The following is a 20,139-nucleotide window of genomic DNA, read 5'->3' as shown; positions in this document are numbered from 1 at the left end:
GGTACCAACGACCACTCCCCTGCCCCACGCAGGGTTCGCGAAAGCACTTAAGAGGAACGACCATGGCAGGACAAATCTGGTACCTCAAATCTTGCCGGCTGTTTGAAACCTGTACCGATTCGCAGATTCAACGCCTGGAAGCAGAAAGCCGCGCGAGGACGATCGCCAAAGGGGAACCAATTTATCTGCCCGCGGACAATGCCGATTCCGTTCTCGTTCTGGCAAGCGGCCGCGTCAAAATCTGCCATCTGACGAGTGATGGGAAACAGTCCATTTTGGCATTCATCGAACCTGGTGAGATCTTCGGAGAATTGGCAATCCTGAACGTTGGTAGTCGTGATGAGTATGCCGAAGCGGTCGAAAACTCTCGGATTATTGCGATACCACGAAAGTGCTTATCCAGTCTCATGGAAGAACATGCCAACCTTTGCATTGGCATCACCAAGGTCATTGGATTTCGTCGACGCCGAATTGAGCGACGTGTCAAAAACCTCCTCTACTTGCCCAATCGAGAGCGAATCATCCATCTCTTGTTAGAATTGGCTGAGCAATACGGTCGAGAAACAGCAAAGGGAATTGAGTTAACCATTCGCCTATCGCACCAAGACTTGGCCAGCATCGTTGGAAGCACCCGAGAAACAGTAACGGTGGTGCTAGGTGCGATGCAGAACGAAGGACTCATTGAACTAGGTCGTCGAAAAGTAACCTTAAAAGCCCCTGACCAACTAGCTCACCAGGTCGGATCCGCTCCGATCCAGCTTGAAGAAGCACCGCGAGAAACACTCCCTACATCCAATACCTATTTGCGTCCATCATTCGGTACCTGATACGGTACTTAACTCCTGCCGGATTCCTATTCCCCGTGGCGTCATTCCCATCCGACGCTGGACTACCGCTTATTATGCCCTCACAAGATCCCTGGACACGCTGCCCGCCTGGAGAACTCTCTGATCTCCAAGACGCGCTGAAAGAGCAATCGCTGCGTGTTCGGCGACGGCGGAGATTTCTCATAGCCGGCGGTGCGATGTCCCTTGCTGCCATCGGGGTGGGCACTTCCTTGATGATGCTCTCGAAGGATGGCTCGATCGCGATTCTCTCTTGTGAAGAGACCATGGACATGCTGCCAGCCTATGCTGACGGTTCATTGGTTGCCGTGGCAGATCGAAAAGCGGTTGAAAAGCACCTGAAACATTGCCCCGGTTGTCGCAGAAAATACGAGAACACCTAATAATCAGGCCGAGATTTATCCGCCTGTGGCGTGGGTTATTGACGATTTTTGCCGAATCGGGTACCTTCATCTGCTTCCCTTCCCCCTCAAATAGTGAATGTGGGGAAGACTCGAAACCGGGGAAGCTTCTTTTTCGCAAAGAGCCCGCCTGGGTTTGAACGTTCAGCCACTGCAAATTCTCCGAAAACTGTGCGGGAAGTGAGGTTTTCGGGCTTCAGAATTGTGGTGGACACAGGTATCGCTTCCACTGGTTGGTATGGCGCCAATCTAGAGCCTAGAGCGGACAATCCTTAATGGCATCCCCTTATCCCAAAAGGATTTAACGCCATGTCTAGCGGACAGCAGTTCGTCCAAGAACTTGTCGAATGCGGTATTCACTTCGGTCACCGTACCAGTCGGTGGAATCCGAAGATGGCTCCGTACATCTACGCTAAAAAGAACCAAATTCACATCATCGATGTTCGCGAGACCATTCGCGGCCTCCTGCGAGCCAAGAAATACTTGGCGCAGGTCTCTGAAGGTGGCAGCCTCGTGCTTTTTGTCGGTACCAAGCGTCAAGCAGGTGCGGCAATTGAACGTGAAGCCGAACGCTGTGGCATGCCGTTCATCAACGAACGCTGGCTCGGTGGCACGCTGACCAACTTCCGTACTATTCGTAGCCGTTTGAGCCGCCTGGAAGAGCTGGAACGAATCATCGAAGGCGACGAACTCGCCAAGTACTCGAAGAAGATGCAGTCTTCGCTCAACCGCGAGTACCGCAAGATGTACCGTAACTTGAACGGTCTGCGAACGATGAACCGCCTTCCTGAAGCGTTGGTCATCGTTGACCCCAAGAAAGAAAAGAACGCCATCAAGGAAGCCCAGTCCCTGGGAATTACCACTGTGGCTTTGACCGATACCGACTGCGATCCAGATCAAGTCGACCTGCCGATCCCAGGCAACGACGACGGTATCCGTTCGATCGAAATGTTCCTGAAGTTGATGGCCGATGCGGCAATCGACGGCAAGCACCACGCTGCCCAGCAAACGGAACAAGCTGCCAAGTAAGGCGTTTTCGCCTGATGGGACTCCCTCGGTGAACCTCGAAGGAACGAGCAATCTCCTTCAAATGTTAACCTAATCGGTCTTCGCCGAGGGAAACCCGCAGCGGTAGAATTTTTCACGTATAGCTCTCACAACTTTCTGAGCGACCAATTTCGAGCATTGGAGATAAGACGATGACGGCAATCACCGCCGGAGCGGTTAAAGCACTTCGCGAAAAGACCGGCCTTCCCATGATGGAATGCAAAAAAGCCCTGACCGAGTCGAATGGCGACGAAGAAAAGGCAATCTTGTGGCTTCGCGAAAACGGCAAAGTCAAGATGCTCAACCGCACCGACCGCGTTACCGAATTCGGTCGCGTCGGCATCTACACCGATGCTGAAAAAGGTGCCATGGTTGAATTCAAGTGCGAAAGCGCTCCAGTGACCCAGCTGGAAGAGTTCATCGCTTTGGCTGACGATCTGGCCAAGGTTTACGCCGAAACTCCAAGCGTTACCACTGCCGAGGAACTCCTGGCTCAACCTTCCACGATCAAAGAAGGTTCGACCCTGGGCGATTTGAAAGACGACATGTTCAACCGCATTCGCGAAGTCTTCAACGTCGGCCGTATGGTCCGCGTCGAAGGTGCGACCGGTGGTTACAGCCATAACTCGAGCACCGTTAGCGGTGTTTTGATCGAAGTGGAAGGTAACAACGCCGACGCCGTCAAAGACGTCGCCATGCACGTCGCCGCGATGAGCCCTTCGGTCCTGAGCAAGGAAGACATCGACCCTGCTTTGATCGAAAAGGAACGATCGATCCTCAAAGCAGCCGCTTTGAACGAAGATTCGAGCAAGCCGGAAAACATCATCGACAAGATGGTCGAAGGTCGACTGCGTAACTTCTACGCTCAAGTCGCTTTGCTCGAACAACCGTTCGTCAAAGAGCCAAAGCAGACCGTCAGCAAGTATGCTCAGGAAAATGGCGTGAAGATCAAGAACTTCACCCACTGGGTCATCGGCGACGACGCGACCCCAGCGGAAGAAGGCTAGTCCTTTCACGCTGACCATAAGTTGCAATTGATAAAATCCCTCGGCGAATTTCGTCGAGGGATTTTTTTATGCGCTGCGTTCTCCTGCACATTGCCGGCAATCTCGGTTAAAATCTCCCCAATCCTGAAACTTGCCACGATTGCTCCTAGGACGGCCCAGACATGTCGGATACTCCCGAATCGAATACCAAGTACAAGCGAATCATCCTCAAGCTTTCCGGAGAAAGCTTCTCTCGGGCCGGAGAACGAGGAATTGCCATGGACGAAGTCGTGAGCATTTCACAGCAAGTTCAACAGGCCTCCCAGCTTGGCTGTCAGATCGCGGTCGTGATTGGTGGCGGAAATATCTTGCGAGGTGGCCAGTTCAAGAACGAAAGCGCCTCGATCCAGGAAGCCACGGCTCACTACATGGGAATGTTGGCCACGGTGATCAATGGCTTGGCACTTCAAGACGCTCTCGAAAGCCTTGGCATGTCGACGCGTCTGATGACGGCGATCCATATGCATGGCGTCGCCGAGCCGTACATTCGTCGTAAGGCTTCCCGTCATTTGGAAAAGGGACGAATCGTCATCCTCGCAGCCGGCACCGGAAGTCCATTCGTGACCACCGACACGGCTGCAGCGCAACGCGCATTAGAACTGGAAGCCGATATCCTGATGAAAGCCACTCGGGTCGACGGCGTCTACAGTGACGATCCCGAAAAGAATCCTCACGCTGTCTTCTATCGCACGCTTGGCTTCGATCAGGTTGTTGCCGAAAACCTACGTGTTATGGACGGCACTGCCATTAGCCAATGTCGCGAACATGGCATGCCGATCCTGGTTTTTAACTTTAAGACCGACGGCAATATCCAGAAGGCCGTCCGCGGCGAACAAGTCGGAACGCTGATCGATCCCAATCTATGAGCGAAAAGCCAAGATTGACGCGAGGATAGCGAATAGCACTTCGGCAAGTACGTAAACGAACCGAAGTGTACCTCGAATCAGATGATTCGCATGATCAAAACAACACGCTTCCCTGCGCAAGTTGACCTTGGAATCTCTGTCCTTTTGGCTGGTATGGCCATCGCCAGTTTCGGACTGGGCTTGGTCTCCGCATTCATTCCCGGATCGCCCTACTTCGCAATAGTTCTGTTATTGTTGACTGGCGTTCTGATCCAGTCGATCTGGATGCGAACGTTCTACGAGATCACCGAGACGCATCTGCGAGTTCAGTGCGGTCCGTTTTGGTGGCGGATTCCTATATATCAAATTACTAAAGCCGAGAAGACTTCGAGCCTGTGGCTGCTCATGGGAGGGCCACATCTCCGCTTTGCGTTATCGAAAGAAGCGGTGTTTATTCGTTATCAGAAAAGCCAAAGTCACAAATGGTTTGGGCTTTTCCCGCCAGCGGTGCTGATTTCACCAAGTGACCGAAACGTGTTCCTAGAAACACTTCAGGCAGCCAGTCCCGATCTCACTAGTAACGAAGTGGGCAATCTCGCGAAGCAGGTCTAGCCAAACGGGGCGTTATCTTTTCACGCCGTCACTGGTGGTGTAGGTTATTCTCGGAGGCCAACTTACGCCTCAACCGTTAGTTAGCGAGGATCATTCCTGCGATAAAGGTTACCAAAGATGAACGCGGATCAAATTACGGATGACGCTACGCAGCGTATGGAAAAAGCGATCGACGTCCTCAAGAACGGCCTTAGCGGCGTTCGTACTGGACGTGCAACGCCTGGTCTCGTCGACTCACTTCGAGTCGAAGTTTATGGATCGCTTCAGCCAATTAAGCAAATCGCTTCGGTCAGTGTTCCCGAACCAAGTCAACTGCTGATTCGCCCTTACGATACCAGTGCTATCAAGGATATCGAAAAGGCCATTGTTGCCAGCGATCTGGGGATGGCTCCCCAAAGTGACGGACGTGTTATTCGTTTAAACGTTCCGCCACTGTCCACGGAAGTTCGCAAGAAGCTCGTTTCGCGTATCAAAGAGCTCGCTGAAGAGTCTCGCGTTTCGATTCGCAACATTCGACGCGATGCCAACAAAGCCGCGGACACTTCCGAAAAAGATAAGACCATCAGCGAAGACATTCGCGATGACATCAAGGACAGCGTCCAAGAGTTGACCAAGAAGTACGAAGATCAGGTCAACGAGCTCGCGAAAACCAAAGAGAAGGAAGTGATGGAAGACTAGACTTGCGTCTCAGTCGGCCTAACTATATCCACATACAGGCGGTGTACTCCCAACGGATGCACCGCCTGTTTTTTTGCTAGCACCGCATTTCGCTATTCCATTAGCGTTGGTAGTCACGCTTTCAAATCGATCTTGACCCGGTTCTAGCATCCCTCGTATATTCCGCTGCCCGAACCTAATGGTATCGGTACTTCGAACATCTCTCCTTGAGAAAATCTTGCAAAAAATTTTTGGAGCAAGCGGAATGACTGGCAAGGATGCTACTCGCCGACTTCCCCTGGGTAAGTCCTGGGTTTTGGCAGCCGTCGGATTTGTTGTTTTGATTGGTGGCGTCGTCGCATGGCGACAAATCGCCGGAGGTCCGCAACAAGCGGAAGCCCAAGCTCCTGTCCAACGACAGGCAGCCCCTCAGCGTCAAGCGGCCTCAGGTCCATTGGCAGCTCCTGCCGAAGAAGTGGCTGCCCCCAAGCGAACCTCCCAAAAAATCCAAACCGTTGCGGTTGTCAATCGCGAACCGATCACACGTGATGCACTTGGCGAAGAAACACTTCGACGCCATGGGGAAGACGTTCTCGAAAGCTTGCTTAACCGTCACCTGATCTCGATGGCTTGCCAACAGCAGGGTATTCAGATCACCGAAGCTGACATCGATAACGAAATCAACGGCATCGCCAAGAAGTTCGGTCTTTCGGTCGATCGCTGGTTGGGGCTTCTTCAAGAAGAACGCAACGTTACTCCCGGCCAATATCGTCGCGAAATCATCTGGCCAACGCTTGCCCTGCGAAAGCTGGCTGCCGGCCAACTGGAAGTGACCGACGCGGAAGTTCAAGTCGAAATGGAAAAGAACTACGGCCCAAAGGTCAAAGTTCGCATGATCTCGCTGAACGAACGTGGTCTGGCCGAAGAGCTTCGAGCCAAAGCCGCAGCGAAGCCAGATTCGTTTGCCGACATGGCCAAGGATTACTCGCAAGACGTCAATAGTGCAGCGGCACGTGGCTTGATCCCACCGGTTCGTAAGCACGTGGGCAACGCTGAAATTGAAGAGATGGTCTTCAGCATGAAGCCAGGAGAGATCTCTCCTGTTCTGTTCGTCGCCGGTCAGTACCTGATCTTCAAGTGCGAAGACCACCTGCCAGCCGATCAGATCCCAGCTCAAAGCCTGCCTGGCATTCGTCAGCGATTGTCTGATCTTGTTCGCGAACGCAAAATGCGTGACTCTGCCGGCGAAATCTACGAAAAGCTGCAGGCGAGCGCTCAAATCGTCAATGTGTTCAACGATCCGGCCAAGTCTTCCCAAATGCCTGGGGTTGCTGCCACGCTCAATGGCCAGCCAGTCAGTTTGCAAGAGCTGAAAGAAGAATGCATTAGCCGACATGGTACGGAAGTGCTTGATGGCGAAATCAATCGCAAGATCCTTCAGCAAGAGTTGACGCGTCGCCGTCTTTCCGTCAGCGAAGCCGACTTAGAGGCCGAAATCATTCGTGCCGCCGACTCGTTCGGCTTCCTTACCAAGGAAGGTAAGCCCGACATGGAAGCATGGCTGAAGCAAGTCACCGAAGAACAAGGTGTTTCCGTCGAGCTTTATGTTCGCGATGCTGTCTGGCCAACCGTTGCTTTAAAGAAACTGGTCGACAACAAAGTACAGATCAGCGAAGAAGACATCCAAAAGGGTTTCTCCGCGAACTATGGCGAACGAGCCCAAGTACTCGCCATCGTCCTCGACAGCCAACGACGTGCTCAAGAGGTTTGGGAAATGGCTCGCCGAAACCCGACGGAACAATTCTTCGGTGAACTGGCTCGCCAATACTCGATCGAACCTGTCTCGAAGAACAACGACGGTCAGGTACCTCCAATTCGTCAGCATGGCGGACAACCGACTATCGAGAACGAAGCATTCCGTTTACAGCCGGGCGAAATCTCCGGAATCGTCGCAACTGGCAATCAGTACATTATTCTGTACAGCCTCGGTCGCACCAAACCATTGATCAACAACGTGGAAGACGTCCGCGATGAATTGGTCAAGGAACTCCATGAAAAGAAACTGCGTTTGGCGATGGCCGAAGAATTCGACCGCCTTCGTGAAAACGCTCAGATCGACAACTTCCTCGCCAATACCACGCAAGCTGGTAAAGCGTACGAAGCAGCCGTTCGTCAGCAGATGGAACAACGAAAATAACCAACGGGCAATCTGCTTTCCCTGGGAAGGCAGACGTTGGGGGAATCATTCGTGAAGAGGCGGCTCATCAGAGCCGCCTTTTTTCGTGTTCTTGAGGGGCACGAAAATCAATCGAACAAGAGCCGGCAATTAGCCTCGTGGTTCGATTCGAATTTCCGATTTAACGGAATTAGCAATAAAACAAAGCCCGTGCGCTTCATGATGCAGCGTCTCTACCTCATACTCGGTTGGCTGATGCTCTCCAACGAAAACGACCTTCGGTCGCAGCGTTACAACGGCAACGGCCGTTTTTCCCTGATCGTTTTTGTCCATTGTTCCTACCGGCTGATCCTCGTAACTATCCACTATCCAGCGGTGCTTCGCAGCAATGGCCAAAAACCAAAGCATGTGGCAACTCGCGATCGCAGCAACAAACGCTTCTTCAGGATCAACACCCGTTGGATCTGACATCGGCGGTGGCAAGACATTCGGTGACGAGGAAGCAGCAACGGTCGCACCGCCATCAAACGACCATGTGTGCGCCCGATGATACTTTTTATCCAGGAAATCGTCTTCGCCTCGCTCCCAAGACAGTTTGACTGAGTAGTTTTCCACGGCAGTTTCCTTCCCAAGACGATTCTTGAGGCTCCTAAGTGAACTCATTTTGCACGAGACTGTCCAAACTGAACGGTCGATACGTTCTAAGCGACCGTCTCGCCTTGGCTTCTGGGTTCGCCGATTTTAGAATAGGCGCACCGGAACGTGGCTTGAATTCTGGTAAATTTAACTTCCCTCCACTTTGCTGAAATACGACCCCCATGTCTGATTCCGCTCAATCCAACGACGACCACCAAGATCCTCCATTCGAGGTTCAGTTCGCTCAGCGCGTTTATCGTCTGCCCCCGTACATGTTCGGGCGGATCAACGCTTTGCTGTACGATAAGCGAGTCGCCGGGAATGACGTGATCGATATGGGGATGGGCAACCCGTCCGATCCGCCGGCCGATTACGTCATGGAAAAGATGTGTGAAGCGGTGAAGGATGTCCGCAACCATGGTTACAGCAAGTCCAATGGTATTCGTAATTTACGCCGTGAGGTTTCGGCCAAATACTTGAAAAAGTATGGCGTTCGGCTCGATCCTGAATCCGAAGTGATGGTTTGTCTGGGGTCGAAAGAAGGCTTTTCGCACATGTGCTTGGCCATGATGGGGCCTGGCGACACAGCGATCGTCCCAGCGCCTTACTTCCCAGTGCACACCTACGCAGTCGCATTGGCTTCTGGGAACGTGATTTCGCTGGACGTGGCGGACAGCGAAAAGTTCCTCTCGAACATCGCTTACACGTGCGAGCATCTCTATCCCAAGCCAAAACTGCTGATTATTTGCTATCCGCACAATCCCTCGACGGTAACCGTTGAGCCGGAATTCTTCGTGGATGTCGTAAAAATCGCGAAGAAGTATGGCCTGATGGTGATTAGCGACTTCGCTTACGCTGACGTTGCATTCGATGGCTACAAGCCGCCCAGCTTCCTTTCCGCTCCGGGGGCAAGCGACGTTGGGGTGGAATTCACCACGATGAGCAAGGGCTACAACATGGCCGGGTGGCGTGTTGGATATTGCGCAGGAAATCGTGAGATGATCCGTGGCCTGGGTACCATCAAGGGCTATTACGACTACGGCATGTTCCAAGCTATCCAGATCGCGTCGATTATCGCCCTTCGCGAGGGTGACGCGGCCGTTGAAGCACAGAGCCAAATCTACCAAGGCCGCCGAGATGCATTGGTCGACGGACTAAATCGCCTTGGCTGGGATGTGACTCCACCGCGTGCGGGAATGTTCGTATGGGCCAAAATCCCAGACGAATGGCAAAAACGGATGAGCACCATGGATTTTGCCATGATGTTGCTCGAAAAAGGGGACGTTGCGGTCAGCCCAGGAAGCGGCTTCGGCCCCAGCGGCGAAGGTTACCTGCGTTTGAGCCTGGTCGAGAACGAAAACCGACTTCGCCAAGCTGTTCGCCAGATCAAAGGCTGCCTCAAGGAAGCCGAATCAGAATCGGTTACCGCGTAAGGCGATTCAGTGACGGCTGCACGCGAATTTGAGATCCAACTTGTCCATGATTCCGAAGAGACGTGCATGGGCAAGTTTCTTCTTCGGGCTGGTCGGCCTGATCCACGTCGGTGCAATCTCACACTTAAATCTTCGATCGGAACGTTTGAATCGACCGACTGGAACTACTTCGACGCACTCTGCCAAATCCGCGAAGAGTTGGAACCACTTGGGTGGCGACCAGCATGCTACGGTGCTTGCGAAGACGTTTACCCGTCGAATATGTGCCGTGACATGGGACAAGGAATGGTCGCCTACCGGATGGAAATTGGACGAGCGGCCGAACAAGAGCATCTCGTTGAGACTTTTGGGACAGACGAAGCTGTTGTCCCCTCCACAGTTGCCCAGCAAAGGGCGTTTTTCAAGCGTTGGATCGCGTCACCGCGATAATCTCGACAGGGAAGCTGCGGAATACCGGTTCCCCGCCAAACTAGCCCCTGTACGACTGCTGTCACTCGCCTATAATAGCGGAAATTTGCCTACATTAAGGGCCTAAACCTAGACATAAAAAAAGGAAAGCACCTGCTCGCCGAAACAAGTGCTTTCCCAAAGGCTGTCCAAACTTTCGCTTGGAGACCCACAGCCGTACTCTTTGGTATCGGGCCCATCTTCGGGAAGACTTTAGTCGTGTCGAAAAGCGACACTGTTTCTCTCCCGAAGTCGTCCTCGGTCGTCCATCGCGAACCCTGATAGAAGAACTCGAATCGACATGACGCAGCCTGCTAAACTCGCTCTGGAAGATGGTTCTGTTTTTACTGGCCAAGCGTTTGGAGCCATCGGCGAAGTTACCGGCGAGGCATGCTTCAACACTTCGATGACTGGCTATCAAGAGATCCTGACCGATCCAAGCTATCGTGGTCAGATCTTGACGATGACCTACCCTCAAATCGGCAACTACGGTGTAAATGCCGAAGACATGGAGAGCGCCAAGATCCATATGGCAGGCTTCATTGTCCGCGAAGCCAGCCGTGTGGTTAGCAATTTTCGCTCGGAAGGCTCCCTCGACGAGTTTCTCAAGAAGAACAACGTCGTCGGCATGTCCGACATCGATACACGTGCGCTGGTGCGACGTCTTCGTACCCAAGGCTCGATGAAAGCGGTCCTTTCCAGTGTTGATCTAGACGACGCATCGCTCGTCGAAAAAGCGAAGGCAAGTGCCGGACTTGTGGGCCGCAACTTAGTTCAGGAAGTGCTACCTGAGCAGCAAAAAATGTGGGAAGAAGATCTCAGCCCTTGGATCAAAATGGGCGACAAAACCCGTGCCGAGGGCAGCCGTAAGGACCAAGACCTGCACGTTGTAGCTTTAGACTACGGCATGAAATGGAACATCCCACGGCATCTTCGCGATTTGGGATGCAAGGTAACCGTTCTTCCTGGAACGGCTTCTGCCGAAGAAGTCCTGAGCCATGACCCCGATGGTATTTTTCTGTCGAACGGACCTGGCGATCCTGAACCGCTGACTGGTCCGGTTGAGACTATCCAAGGCCTGTTGGGCAAGAAGCCGATCTTCGGTATTTGCTTGGGGCATCAACTGCTATCGCTGGCGTGTGGCGCGAAAACATTTAAGCTGAAGTTTGGACATCGCGGTGCCAACCAGCCGGTTCTCGACATTGGAACCGACAAAGTTGAAATCACGTCCCAGAACCATGGCTTCGCGGTCGAGGAAGAAAGCCTTCCTGATTGCCTGGAAATCACGCATCGCAATCTCAACGACAATACGGTCGCTGGGGTAAAGCACAAAGAACTGCCAGCATTCAGCGTGCAGTATCATCCAGAAGCTTCGGCTGGCCCACACGATAGCGAATATCTGTTCAACCGCTTCCGTAATGCCATGGACGAAAACAAGGGAGCTGCGGCCGTCTAACAATTGCCGCAGATAACATCGGACGAATTGCAATTACGCTTCGTCCGATTCCGCTTCCATCTCGGGCGCCATCTTTTTGAGGTAAGCCAGTGCGAACCAATCGTACAGCGTGTGAATGACGATTGGAACGATGATATCTCCGGTGTAATAGAACCAAATCCCGAGATATGCCCCCATAATCGCAGTGATGATGAAGTATTCCCTCGAAACGTAATGCACCACGCCAAACAGCAGGCTGGTTAATAGGATCGGCACGGCTGGACCGGCATCGGCTCCCATCAACTGTTGCAAATAGGTTTGGATGACGCCACGAAACAAGGCTTCTTCCCCAAGACCTGCGGCAAGGCTAATGAGGCCAAGTTCCAGCAAAGTTGCTTCGCGGAAAAGAGGGACAATTTGGCGATCCATGAACTCTTGCAGCTCGTTCAGCGAATCGATTTCGGCGTACTGAAGCCACATAAATGCCGCTAGTAGCGGCAAAGTAGCAAGTGCTCCAGTGCCAATCGACGCGAATATGGCTGCCGCGGTGCCGGTATCCCAGCTTGTACTGATCCACGGGGCAACGCCGACAAGCCAGCCTAAACCGACTGCCACGAACGCTAAAGCCGACTCGAACAGTACCGCGGTACGGATAAACCCCTCGGCACGCTCTCGCGCGGTCATTTCAGGGCCAACAGGGTCTTCGTAGTCGTAATCGTCTTCGTCGTCAAACACGTCGATCTGCTGTTTAGAGTCCAAATACATTCGGGGTGGGCACTACGTGAACGAGATCCTAACTGCCGTTCCCTTAGTTCGTTCATTGTCGCGTTTCCCCTGAGTCGCGCCAAACGGCTGTAGGGGTTGATTGGGCAGGAAGTCCGAAAATCCCGATCCGCTAAACGGCGTAAGATAAGGGCTGGTTGACGCTTGCTTGCATTCTCAAGTAAACTTTTCAGCTTATATTCGCATGAATTGCGGCCCTTCTGTAAATAACTCGCAGGCAGAACCTGTCAGTTCCCTGGAAGGGCACCCCCTTAACCGATCAACACTCCAGCGTTTGCGACATTCAAAGGTTTCCAAACATGGCCAAGAAAACGGCAAAGAAATCCAAGCCCTCAAAGATGGTGTACTACTTCGGTAAGACAAAGACCGAAGGTAAGGGGATCGGCAAGGACATCCTTGGCGGTAAAGGGCTGAACTTGGCCGAAATGACCGCGATCGGTCTTCCAGTGCCTCCCGGCATGACGATCACCACGCAAGTCTGTGCCGATTACTACAAGGGAGGCCAAAAGCTTCCTAAGGGCTTGATGGACGAAGTCCACGACGCCATCGCTTCGCTGGAGAAAGAACTTAAGAAGAAGTTCGGCGACAACAAAAACCCGCTTCTGATGTCGGTCCGTTCCGGTGCCGCCGTTTCGATGCCGGGCATGATGAACACCATTCTGAACCTCGGTCTAACCGACGAATCGGTTGTCGGCTTGGCAAACGCCACCAACAACGAACGATTCGCTTACGACGCTTACCGCCGCTTGATCGACATGTTCGGCGACGTCGTGATGGAAGTTGATCGCGAACACTTCGAAGAAGCGTTCAGCGCCATCAAGAAGAAGTACAAAGCCAAGCTGGACAACGAAGTGCCAGCAGAAGGTTTGATCGAACTTTGCAACGAGTACAAAGCGATCTACCAAAAGTACACCGGCGAAGACTTTCCACAGGACCCAATGAAGCAGTTGGAACTGGCTGTGGAAGCTGTGTTCAAGTCGTGGAATACCACGCGTGCGGTACGCTACCGTGAAGTGGAAGGCATCCGTGGCCTGCTCGGAACCGCCGTTAATGTTCAGTCGATGGCTTACGGTAACATGGGCCAAGACAGCGGCACCGGCGTTGCGTTCACGCGTAACCCATCGACCGGCGAAAACAAGTTCTACGGCGAATTCTTGATCGACGCTCAGGGCGAAGACGTTGTGGCTGGTATCCGTACCCCGCAGCCTGTCGAAGAAATGAGCAAGTGGAACAAAGCGGTTTACAAACAACTGCTCGAAATCAAAGATACGCTCGAAGCTCATTACAAAGACGTTCAGGACATCGAGTTCACCATCGAAAAGGGTGACCTCTTCATGCTGCAAACACGTACCGGCAAGCGAACCGGTGCTGCAGCCGTGAAGATCGCCTGCGATATGGTGAAGGAAAAGCTGATCGACGAAGAAACAGCTCTTCTGCGTATTCCAGCGAACGACCTGACCCAACTTCTGCTGCCTAGCTTCACTGCCGAATCGAAGAAGAACGCAAACGTTCTGACGCGTGGTCTTCCAGCATCGCCTGGTGCTGCAGTGGGCGCTTTGGCTTTCACCGCGGAAGAAGCTGTCGAACGTACTCACGCTGGCGAAAACGTGATCCTTTGCCGTAAGGAAACCAGCCCAGAAGACATCGACGGTATGCACTCCGCTGTGGGCATCCTGACTTCGACCGGGGGTATGACCAGTCACGCTGCTGTCGTCGCTCGTGGTTGGGGCCGCTGCTGTGTTGCTGGTGCTGGCGAAATCGAAATCGACGAAAAGGCTCGCAAGATCAAAGTCGGAGGCAAGACCTTTAAGCACTCCGACATCATCTCGATCGACGGTTCGACCGGCGACGTCATGGCCGGGGAAGTCGAAACCAGTGAACCAAAGCTGTCGGGCGACTTTGCTAAGGTGATGAAGTGGGCCGACAAGTACCGTACGCTTGGCGTTCGTACAAATGCCGACACACCTGCCGACTCGCAGCGTGCTCGTGACTTCGGTGCCGAAGGTATCGGTCTCTGCCGTACCGAACACATGTTCTTCGAAGAAGATCGTATCACCAGCATGCGTGAAATGATCCTTGCTGAAAGCGAAGAAGATCGCCGCGCCGCACTTGCCAAGCTGCTGCCATTCCAGCGAGAAGACTTCGTCGGCATCTTCACCGCCATGAAGAACCTGCCAGTTACCGTTCGTCTGCTCGATCCGCCATTGCACGAGTTCCTGCCGCACGACGCCAAGGCCCAAAAGGAAATGGCGAGCTTGATCGGTGTTTCTCCGGCCAAGGTTAAGTCGCGTGTCGCCGCTCTGCACGAGTCGAACCCGATGCTCGGTCACCGTGGTTGCCGCTTGAGCGTGACCTATCCAGAAATCCTGGAAATGCAGGTCACCGCGATTGTTGAAGCCGCTATCGAATGCAAGAAGAAGCGTATCAACGCCAAACCGGAAATCATGATCCCGCTGGTTGGTACTTCGGCTGAACTCGCACTGCTGCGTGAAAAGACCGAAGAAACCATCGAGAAGACCAAGGAAGCTCAAGGCTACAAGGGCGAACTGGAAATCCTCATCGGCACGATGATCGAAATTCCACGTGCTGCTTTGACTGCCGATGAAGTCTCCGAACACGCCGAGTTCTTCAGCTTTGGTACCAATGACCTCACGCAGATGACCTTCGGTTACAGCCGTGACGACGTCAACACGTTCCTCCCAGACTACACTCGTCTGGAAATCCTTCCGACTGACCCATTCCAATCGCTCGATACCTCCGGTGTCGGCCAGTTGGTCGAGATGGGTGTCACCAAAGGGCGCAAGGGTCGTAAAGGCCTGAAGTGTGGTATCTGTGGCGAGCATGGCGGTGACCCTGCTTCGATCAACTTCTGTCACACGGTTGGCTTGGACTACGTGAGCTGCTCGCCATTCCGCGTGCCGATCGCTCGCCTGGCTGCTGCTCAAGCTGCTATTCGCAACGCGAAATAGACCTGGGCAGAGTAATCCAATACAAAACGCCGACCTGGACTCAGGTCGGCGTTTTTCGTTTCTTGGTCAAGTCACATGCGTTCAACAATAGATCCCGATGACAAGCCCTTCTCGCTCGGCCCATTGCTTTAGCACCTCACGGCACTTATCAGAAGGTGAAGAGTTGGCTTTCGCTTTGAACTGAACAACAACGCGTGAGTCAGGACTCACTTCAATCGTACAGATCCGTTTTCGGTAACCATTTCGACCGGCGCGCATCGACCAAATAGAGGATTGCCGAAGCGTACAGTTCCGTACGTAATCGCCAACGCAATTCTGCATAACTGTACCCTCGATTATCAGCGACTTGTCATTGGTCAGTTCTTCGATCGTCCATTGGGTTCCATCCTCTTGGAACTGCAGAGAACCAACTTCCATCGGCTGCCAGTCGTGCGTAACGGTTCCAAGCTCTGGCCGCTTGGCAAGTAGTTCCTCTCGCCAATGAATCATGTGCCGGCGCAGTGATTTGAGCGTCCTCCCTTTCAAGCTGAATCCTGGTTGAAGTGGTTCGGCTCCTCCACCACGCCCCCAGGTATCTTCCGCTGGTTCGTACTTCTGCTGGTTAAGGAACAAAATAATCTCCAGCACTTCCTGATCAGTGATCGGCATGTACTTCATTAAGAAGCGAATCGCTGACTCCCAGAATCGTGCCGTCTCTTTTTTTAGAGAAAAGGTACACTCAGTAGCAAAGAGTCGAGCAACTTTTTCGTCACCTCCCCAGCTTCGCACGAGGGACCATTCCAGCGCAAACTCTGGATCCAAATCATCCGGCGAGCAATTGAACCAAATCGCCGCGGAACGATTCAATTCCAACGGTAGAGGACTGCCCGAATACTGACGAATGCCCAGTCCTTTGGCCATGTGCAAATACAGTTCGATGTACCATGGCTCGAAGCTGTAATACAAGTTAATCCAGGAAAGTGCCAAATGATTCGGCGCCGGGTACTCCTCGAATAAATGCGACATTAACGAACGGAATTGCGCAACCGCGTAGTCACCTTCAGGCTGCCATGCTTCCAAGGGACGAATCCATTGCTTGGGATAGGAAGCAATTCTCCGGCAACCGATCACGAGCGTTCGAACGTCGTAGCGATGACAACACCTATTGGATGGAATGGCCTTAAGAATGACGGAACGATCTCGCACCGTATTCATTAGCTTCCAATAGGTCCTCTTTGCTTTTTTAGTAAAGGGCTCGTGCTGCTTCAGGACCGTATCGAGATAAGATCGCGCAGCATTCTTACGAGTTCTATTCGACATAGTTTGTGCTTCTCAAAGACAATACAGACAAATCACCTACGTATTCACGTTGGCGAGAATGAAGAAACGTCAGCCTGATTCAGGCGAAACGAGAATCATCAATGTCCGTATTTCCGAAGCATGACTAGATTTCCAGAGATGGCCGTTTTCCGGCGAAACGTAGCAAAACAAAAAAAGCCAGACGAGTATTACCCGCCTGGCAAGTGAGAGACGCGACACCGTCAAAGGTTCGCGAGAATTACATATAAGTCGTTCTTAACGACGAATTGGCAACAATGCCCAAAGTCTCCGATCCCTTAGAAAGACGCCGAGCCAGACAAGTACTCCGATGACGATCTGAACAATAAATATGTCGCCGACACGCCAGTGGGTGCAGATCGCACCGCCGATATATCCCGTGAGTAAGATGGCCCCTAAAACGGCCGTTTGCGGAACTAGATAGATGACGGCAATGACCAGTTCCAGGAACGCCAACGGTAAACGAATATCGAGGGGGAGTCCGAGATGCGCGAAACCTTCCTCCAGTGATACTCCTCCGTTAAGCTTTCCCAGAGCGCTGGCAACAAACACAATACCAACGAGCCCGGAAAGTATTCGTCCCGTCCACAAGGCAGCCGCAGGCGTCGCCACTGCATCAACGCCTGGCGGTTCTTCGTTCGCATCGCTCATCTTCTCATCCTTCACCAAACGACAATCACTCAGCGGAACTTGCTTGTACTTGAGCCATACCGGCAGGATCCATCCAGAAGACCTCCCAAATGTGCCCATCCAGGTCTTCAAAACCATGCTGAATCATAAACCCATGATCCTTAGGCTCTGCGTACGATGTTCCGCCCGCGGCAATCGCTTTTTCTACGAACTTGGCGACCGCTTCTCGCGATTCCAATTGCAGAGCATTGATAACTTCCGTTTGCCGCTTCGCGTCGCAAATCTCTTTCGAGGTAAACGTCTTGAAGCGACTTTCAACGAGTAGCATGACCATGATGTTTTCGTTGACAATCATGCACGTCGCAGAGTCGTCAGTAAATTGCGGATTGAAGGTAAATCCCAACTCGGTAAAGAACTCTACCGATTTTGCGAGGTCTTTGACCGGAAGATTCACGAAAAGCTGCTGAAACATAGATCGATATCCTCAAAACAATGCGTCAAATGGCTACGCCTGACGCGTGTAATTTGCTGTCATGAAATGCTGCCAAACTTCGTTTTCATCAAGTACTTGAGATCTCAGTACCCGATGATCTACGTCAACAATTTCGATGATATCTTGGTATTGCGACATTCCCTGCCCCGAAAAGTTAGGACCAGTCGAATTTAATGTGAGCACTCTCCCTGCGTCGTCGAGTGAGCCTCGATCGTAGGTCCAAAGATGCGTCATCATCGATCCGACAAAGCTACCCACGAACGATTTTTGGTTGGTATCGAATCCAAGTGTCATCATGCTTCGGCCAACTCCACCACCAGGATTCTCCCATTCCCCTTCGCAGATCACCCAAACGTCTCCTAGTTGACGAACATGCTCAACACCCCGAGAGTGATCTTGTGGCTTATCCGGTCCCATGTCCATTTCGGCTTCCATGGTCCATTTGCCAACAAGATTCTCTAGCCAGTTGTGTTCTACTTGAGGTTCGACATGCATAAGAGCATTCCTTGATTGAATGGGTTTGCCGAGAGTTGTTACCTTGCCTGTATTGCGTCGATTGTGAGCTAGTCCTCTGCCTCTTTTGCCAAACGCTCGGAAATCTCCAGGATCTGAAGATTCATGGCTTCGTTGGCCGGTCGTATTTCGAACGGCCCCATACGAACACCAGGATGCTTCGACATCAGTTGAATCGCGTGGTTCAGATCGCGTGCTTCAAGCAATAAAATGCCGCCAATCTGTTCCTTCGTTTCTGCGAAGGGGCCATCGGTTACCTGAACTTCGCCATCTCGAAAACGGAGCGTGACGCCGTTTCGGGGCGAATCAAGGGCTCCTCCGCCAGCGAAGTGCCCTCCTTTTCTCAGTTCATTGTCGTAAGCCATGCAATCTTCCATAGCCGCTTCCGACTGCTTCGGATCCATGTTTTCCCACATCGATGCATCGATATATCCCAAGCAAACGAATTTCATCAGGGTAATCTCCAACTGAATTTCACAGGGTTACTACCTGATAGTCGAAAACGATTTCTCCGATTCGACATGCCTCGACAAAAAATGCCAAAAAGAGTTATTGCATCTGTTCAATCCGCTTTTCCAGGAAGCGACGCTCTGGCATCTGCTTGGCCAACTCTAAAGCTCGGCGATAGGAAACGGTTGCCTCCTTGGTACGCCCCAATCGGCGACATAAATCCGCTTTCGCCGCATGCGCAAGATGATATTCAGAAAGAACGCCTTCGCTCAGGATGTTGTCTATCAGAACCAGCCCTGCTTCCGGGCCGTCCCGCATCGCGAGTGCGACCGCTCGATTCAATTGCACGATGGGCGTGGGCTCGATTCGCATCAAAACATCGTATAAAGCGATTATTTGAGTCCAATCGGTCGCTTCCGGCTGCTCAGCATCGCCATGAACAGCAGCGATCGCCGCTTGAATTGTGTAGACACCAAATCGCCGGGACTGAAGTGCTTGTTGCACTAACTGAGAACCTTCCGCTATGTACTCTCGATTCCAAAGCGATCTATCCTGATCTTCCAGCAGGACAATATCGCCGGTAGCCGATGTACGTGCAGAACGGCGCGACTCCTGAATCAACATCAGTGCCAACAGGCCAATCACTTCGGAATCGGGCAGCAACCGAGCGAGAAGTCGTCCCAGTCGAATCGCTTCTTCTGACAAATCATGTCGTGTTACCGATTCACCGGATGATGCGGAATACCCTTCATTGAACACCAGGTAAATGACCGAAAGGACGGAATCGAGACGCTGCGGCATTTGTGGAACCGTCGGAATCTCGAAAGGAATGCCAGCATCTCGAATCTTTTGCTTACCACGAACGATTCGCTGCGCAATGGTGGGAGGAGTCGTCAGAAACGCGCTGGCAATCTCTTCGGTGCGTAGTCCACACACTTCTCGAAGCGTAAGAGCCACCTGAGCATTGGCCGAGATCGCTGGGTGGCAGCAAGTAAAGATCAAACGGAGACGATCGTCCTCGATGTTTTCATCATCGATAGCAGCAAACTGATATTTTTCATCATCAAGCCGACGAGAAATATCCTCTAACGATTCGTCGAAACGAACGCGCCGACGAATCGTGTCAATCGCTTTGAATCGCCCCGTCGAGACGAGCCAAGCACGTGGATTCTTGGGAATCCCTTCCTGCTGCCACTTCTCAAAGGCGGCTGTAAATGCCTCGTGCATCGCTTCTTCAGCGAGATCAAAATCGCCCAACAGTCGCACCAGGGTCGCAAAAACCCGGCGCGACTCCGAACGATACAGTTCGTCGAGGAACTGCCGAACATCATGCGGGTTCTCTTCCACCATCGCGGAGAGATCCTGATTCAAGAAAAGGGGTGTTGCAGCTGGCGATTCGTGGAG

At 52.5% G+C, this 20,139-nt stretch carries 20 protein-coding genes; 12 read left to right on the top strand and 8 right to left on the bottom strand.

The genetic code is table 11. The features are described from left to right. The first annotated feature begins 62 nt into the window (after positions 1 to 62). From LA756_RS23410 to LA756_RS23375, 8 genes are all read left to right on the top strand, one after another. Positions 63 to 827, top strand: coding sequence for a Crp/Fnr family transcriptional regulator (locus tag LA756_RS23410; protein WP_224437148.1), 765 nt, complete (start codon positions 63 to 65; stop codon positions 825 to 827). A gap of 74 nt (positions 828 to 901) precedes the next feature. After that, positions 902 to 1,228 carry a zf-HC2 domain-containing protein gene (locus LA756_RS23405; RefSeq protein WP_224437147.1) on the top strand — a complete coding sequence of 109 codons (327 nt, stop codon included), beginning with the start codon at positions 902 to 904 and terminating at the stop codon, positions 1,226 to 1,228. A 327-nt stretch (positions 1,229 to 1,555) separates the two neighbouring features. Then, positions 1,556 to 2,275: a 30S ribosomal protein S2 gene (rpsB, locus tag LA756_RS23400; protein ID WP_144976069.1), complete on the top strand. Its 720-nt coding sequence runs from the start codon at positions 1,556 to 1,558 to the stop codon at positions 2,273 to 2,275. Between the two features lie 170 nt (positions 2,276 to 2,445). Further along, positions 2,446 to 3,300 carry a translation elongation factor Ts gene (gene tsf, locus LA756_RS23395; protein ID WP_224437146.1) on the top strand — a complete coding sequence of 285 codons (855 nt, stop codon included), beginning with the start codon at positions 2,446 to 2,448 and terminating at the stop codon, positions 3,298 to 3,300. Positions 3,301 to 3,461: 161 nt separating this feature from the next. Next, positions 3,462 to 4,205, top strand: coding sequence for a UMP kinase (gene pyrH / locus LA756_RS23390; protein ID WP_224437145.1), 744 nt, complete (start codon positions 3,462 to 3,464; stop codon positions 4,203 to 4,205). 81 nt (positions 4,206 to 4,286) lie between these two features. Then, on the top strand, positions 4,287 to 4,796 hold the full coding sequence (locus LA756_RS23385) for a PH domain-containing protein (RefSeq protein WP_224437144.1): 510 nt from the start codon (positions 4,287 to 4,289) through the stop codon (positions 4,794 to 4,796). A gap of 117 nt (positions 4,797 to 4,913) precedes the next feature. Next, the gene (frr, locus tag LA756_RS23380; RefSeq protein ID WP_224437143.1) at positions 4,914 to 5,474 is read left to right on the top strand and encodes a ribosome recycling factor; all 561 of its coding nucleotides are present in this window, start codon (positions 4,914 to 4,916) and stop codon (positions 5,472 to 5,474) included. A 244-nt stretch (positions 5,475 to 5,718) separates the two neighbouring features. Then, positions 5,719 to 7,650: a peptidylprolyl isomerase gene (locus tag LA756_RS23375; protein WP_224437142.1), complete on the top strand. Its 1,932-nt coding sequence runs from the start codon at positions 5,719 to 5,721 to the stop codon at positions 7,648 to 7,650. A 129-nt stretch (positions 7,651 to 7,779) separates the two neighbouring features. On the opposite strand, the gene LA756_RS23370 is transcribed toward LA756_RS23375, so the two are convergent. Further along, a complete protein-coding gene (locus tag LA756_RS23370; protein ID WP_224437141.1) occupies positions 7,780 to 8,244 on the bottom strand; it encodes an OsmC family protein in 465 nt (154 codons plus the stop codon). Between the two features lie 203 nt (positions 8,245 to 8,447). Here LA756_RS23370 and LA756_RS23365 point away from each other — a divergent pair, with 203 nt between their 5' ends. The 3 genes from LA756_RS23365 to carA all read left to right on the top strand — a co-directional run bounded on the left by LA756_RS23365 (position 8,448) and on the right by carA (position 11,601). Continuing rightward, positions 8,448 to 9,698, top strand: coding sequence for an aminotransferase class I/II-fold pyridoxal phosphate-dependent enzyme (locus tag LA756_RS23365; protein WP_224437140.1), 1,251 nt, complete (start codon positions 8,448 to 8,450; stop codon positions 9,696 to 9,698). Positions 9,699 to 9,764: 66 nt separating this feature from the next. Next, entirely contained in the window at positions 9,765 to 10,127 is a 363-nt protein-coding gene (locus LA756_RS23360) for a hypothetical protein (protein ID WP_224437139.1), read from the top strand. A gap of 319 nt (positions 10,128 to 10,446) precedes the next feature. Then, the gene (carA, locus tag LA756_RS23355; RefSeq protein WP_224437138.1) at positions 10,447 to 11,601 is read left to right on the top strand and encodes a glutamine-hydrolyzing carbamoyl-phosphate synthase small subunit; all 1,155 of its coding nucleotides are present in this window, start codon (positions 10,447 to 10,449) and stop codon (positions 11,599 to 11,601) included. 33 nt (positions 11,602 to 11,634) lie between these two features. On the opposite strand, the gene LA756_RS23350 is transcribed toward carA, so the two are convergent. Beyond that, entirely contained in the window at positions 11,635 to 12,345 is a 711-nt protein-coding gene (locus LA756_RS23350; RefSeq protein WP_224437137.1) for a CPBP family intramembrane glutamic endopeptidase, read from the bottom strand. Between the two features lie 356 nt (positions 12,346 to 12,701). Between LA756_RS23350 and ppdK the strand changes: the two genes are divergently transcribed. Further along, on the top strand, positions 12,702 to 15,332 hold the full coding sequence (gene ppdK / locus LA756_RS23345; protein ID WP_369123656.1) for a pyruvate, phosphate dikinase: 2,631 nt from the start codon (positions 12,702 to 12,704) through the stop codon (positions 15,330 to 15,332). An 81-nt stretch (positions 15,333 to 15,413) separates the two neighbouring features. Here the strand turns inward: ppdK and LA756_RS23340 are convergent, their stop codons facing one another. From LA756_RS23340 to LA756_RS23315, 6 genes are all read right to left on the bottom strand, one after another. Then, positions 15,414 to 16,526 carry a PcfJ domain-containing protein gene (locus LA756_RS23340; protein ID WP_224437135.1) on the bottom strand — a complete coding sequence of 371 codons (1,113 nt, stop codon included), beginning with the start codon at positions 16,524 to 16,526 and terminating at the stop codon, positions 15,414 to 15,416. A 360-nt stretch (positions 16,527 to 16,886) separates the two neighbouring features. After that, on the bottom strand, positions 16,887 to 17,300 hold the full coding sequence (locus LA756_RS23335; protein ID WP_224437134.1) for a DoxX family protein: 414 nt from the start codon (positions 17,298 to 17,300) through the stop codon (positions 16,887 to 16,889). Between the two features lie 25 nt (positions 17,301 to 17,325). After that, positions 17,326 to 17,751 carry a VOC family protein gene (locus tag LA756_RS23330; protein ID WP_224437133.1) on the bottom strand — a complete coding sequence of 142 codons (426 nt, stop codon included), beginning with the start codon at positions 17,749 to 17,751 and terminating at the stop codon, positions 17,326 to 17,328. A 33-nt stretch (positions 17,752 to 17,784) separates the two neighbouring features. Further along, positions 17,785 to 18,267 (bottom strand): DUF1579 domain-containing protein, encoded by a 483-nt coding sequence (locus tag LA756_RS23325; protein ID WP_224437132.1) that lies wholly within the window; start codon positions 18,265 to 18,267, stop codon positions 17,785 to 17,787. A gap of 68 nt (positions 18,268 to 18,335) precedes the next feature. Next, positions 18,336 to 18,737, bottom strand: coding sequence for a YciI family protein (locus tag LA756_RS23320; protein WP_224437131.1), 402 nt, complete (start codon positions 18,735 to 18,737; stop codon positions 18,336 to 18,338). A 97-nt stretch (positions 18,738 to 18,834) separates the two neighbouring features. Continuing rightward, positions 18,835 to 20,085, bottom strand: a complete 1,251-nt coding sequence (locus LA756_RS23315) for an RNA polymerase sigma factor (protein WP_224437130.1) — start codon at positions 20,083 to 20,085, stop codon at positions 18,835 to 18,837. Between the last annotated feature and the right edge of the window lie 54 nt (positions 20,086 to 20,139).

This window comes from Bremerella sp. TYQ1 (assembly GCF_020150455.1).
Lineage (GTDB): Bacteria > Planctomycetota > Planctomycetia > Pirellulales > Pirellulaceae > Bremerella > Bremerella volcania_A.
Note: the sequence above shows the minus strand (reverse complement) of the source record. Positions and strands in the feature narration are given on the sequence as shown.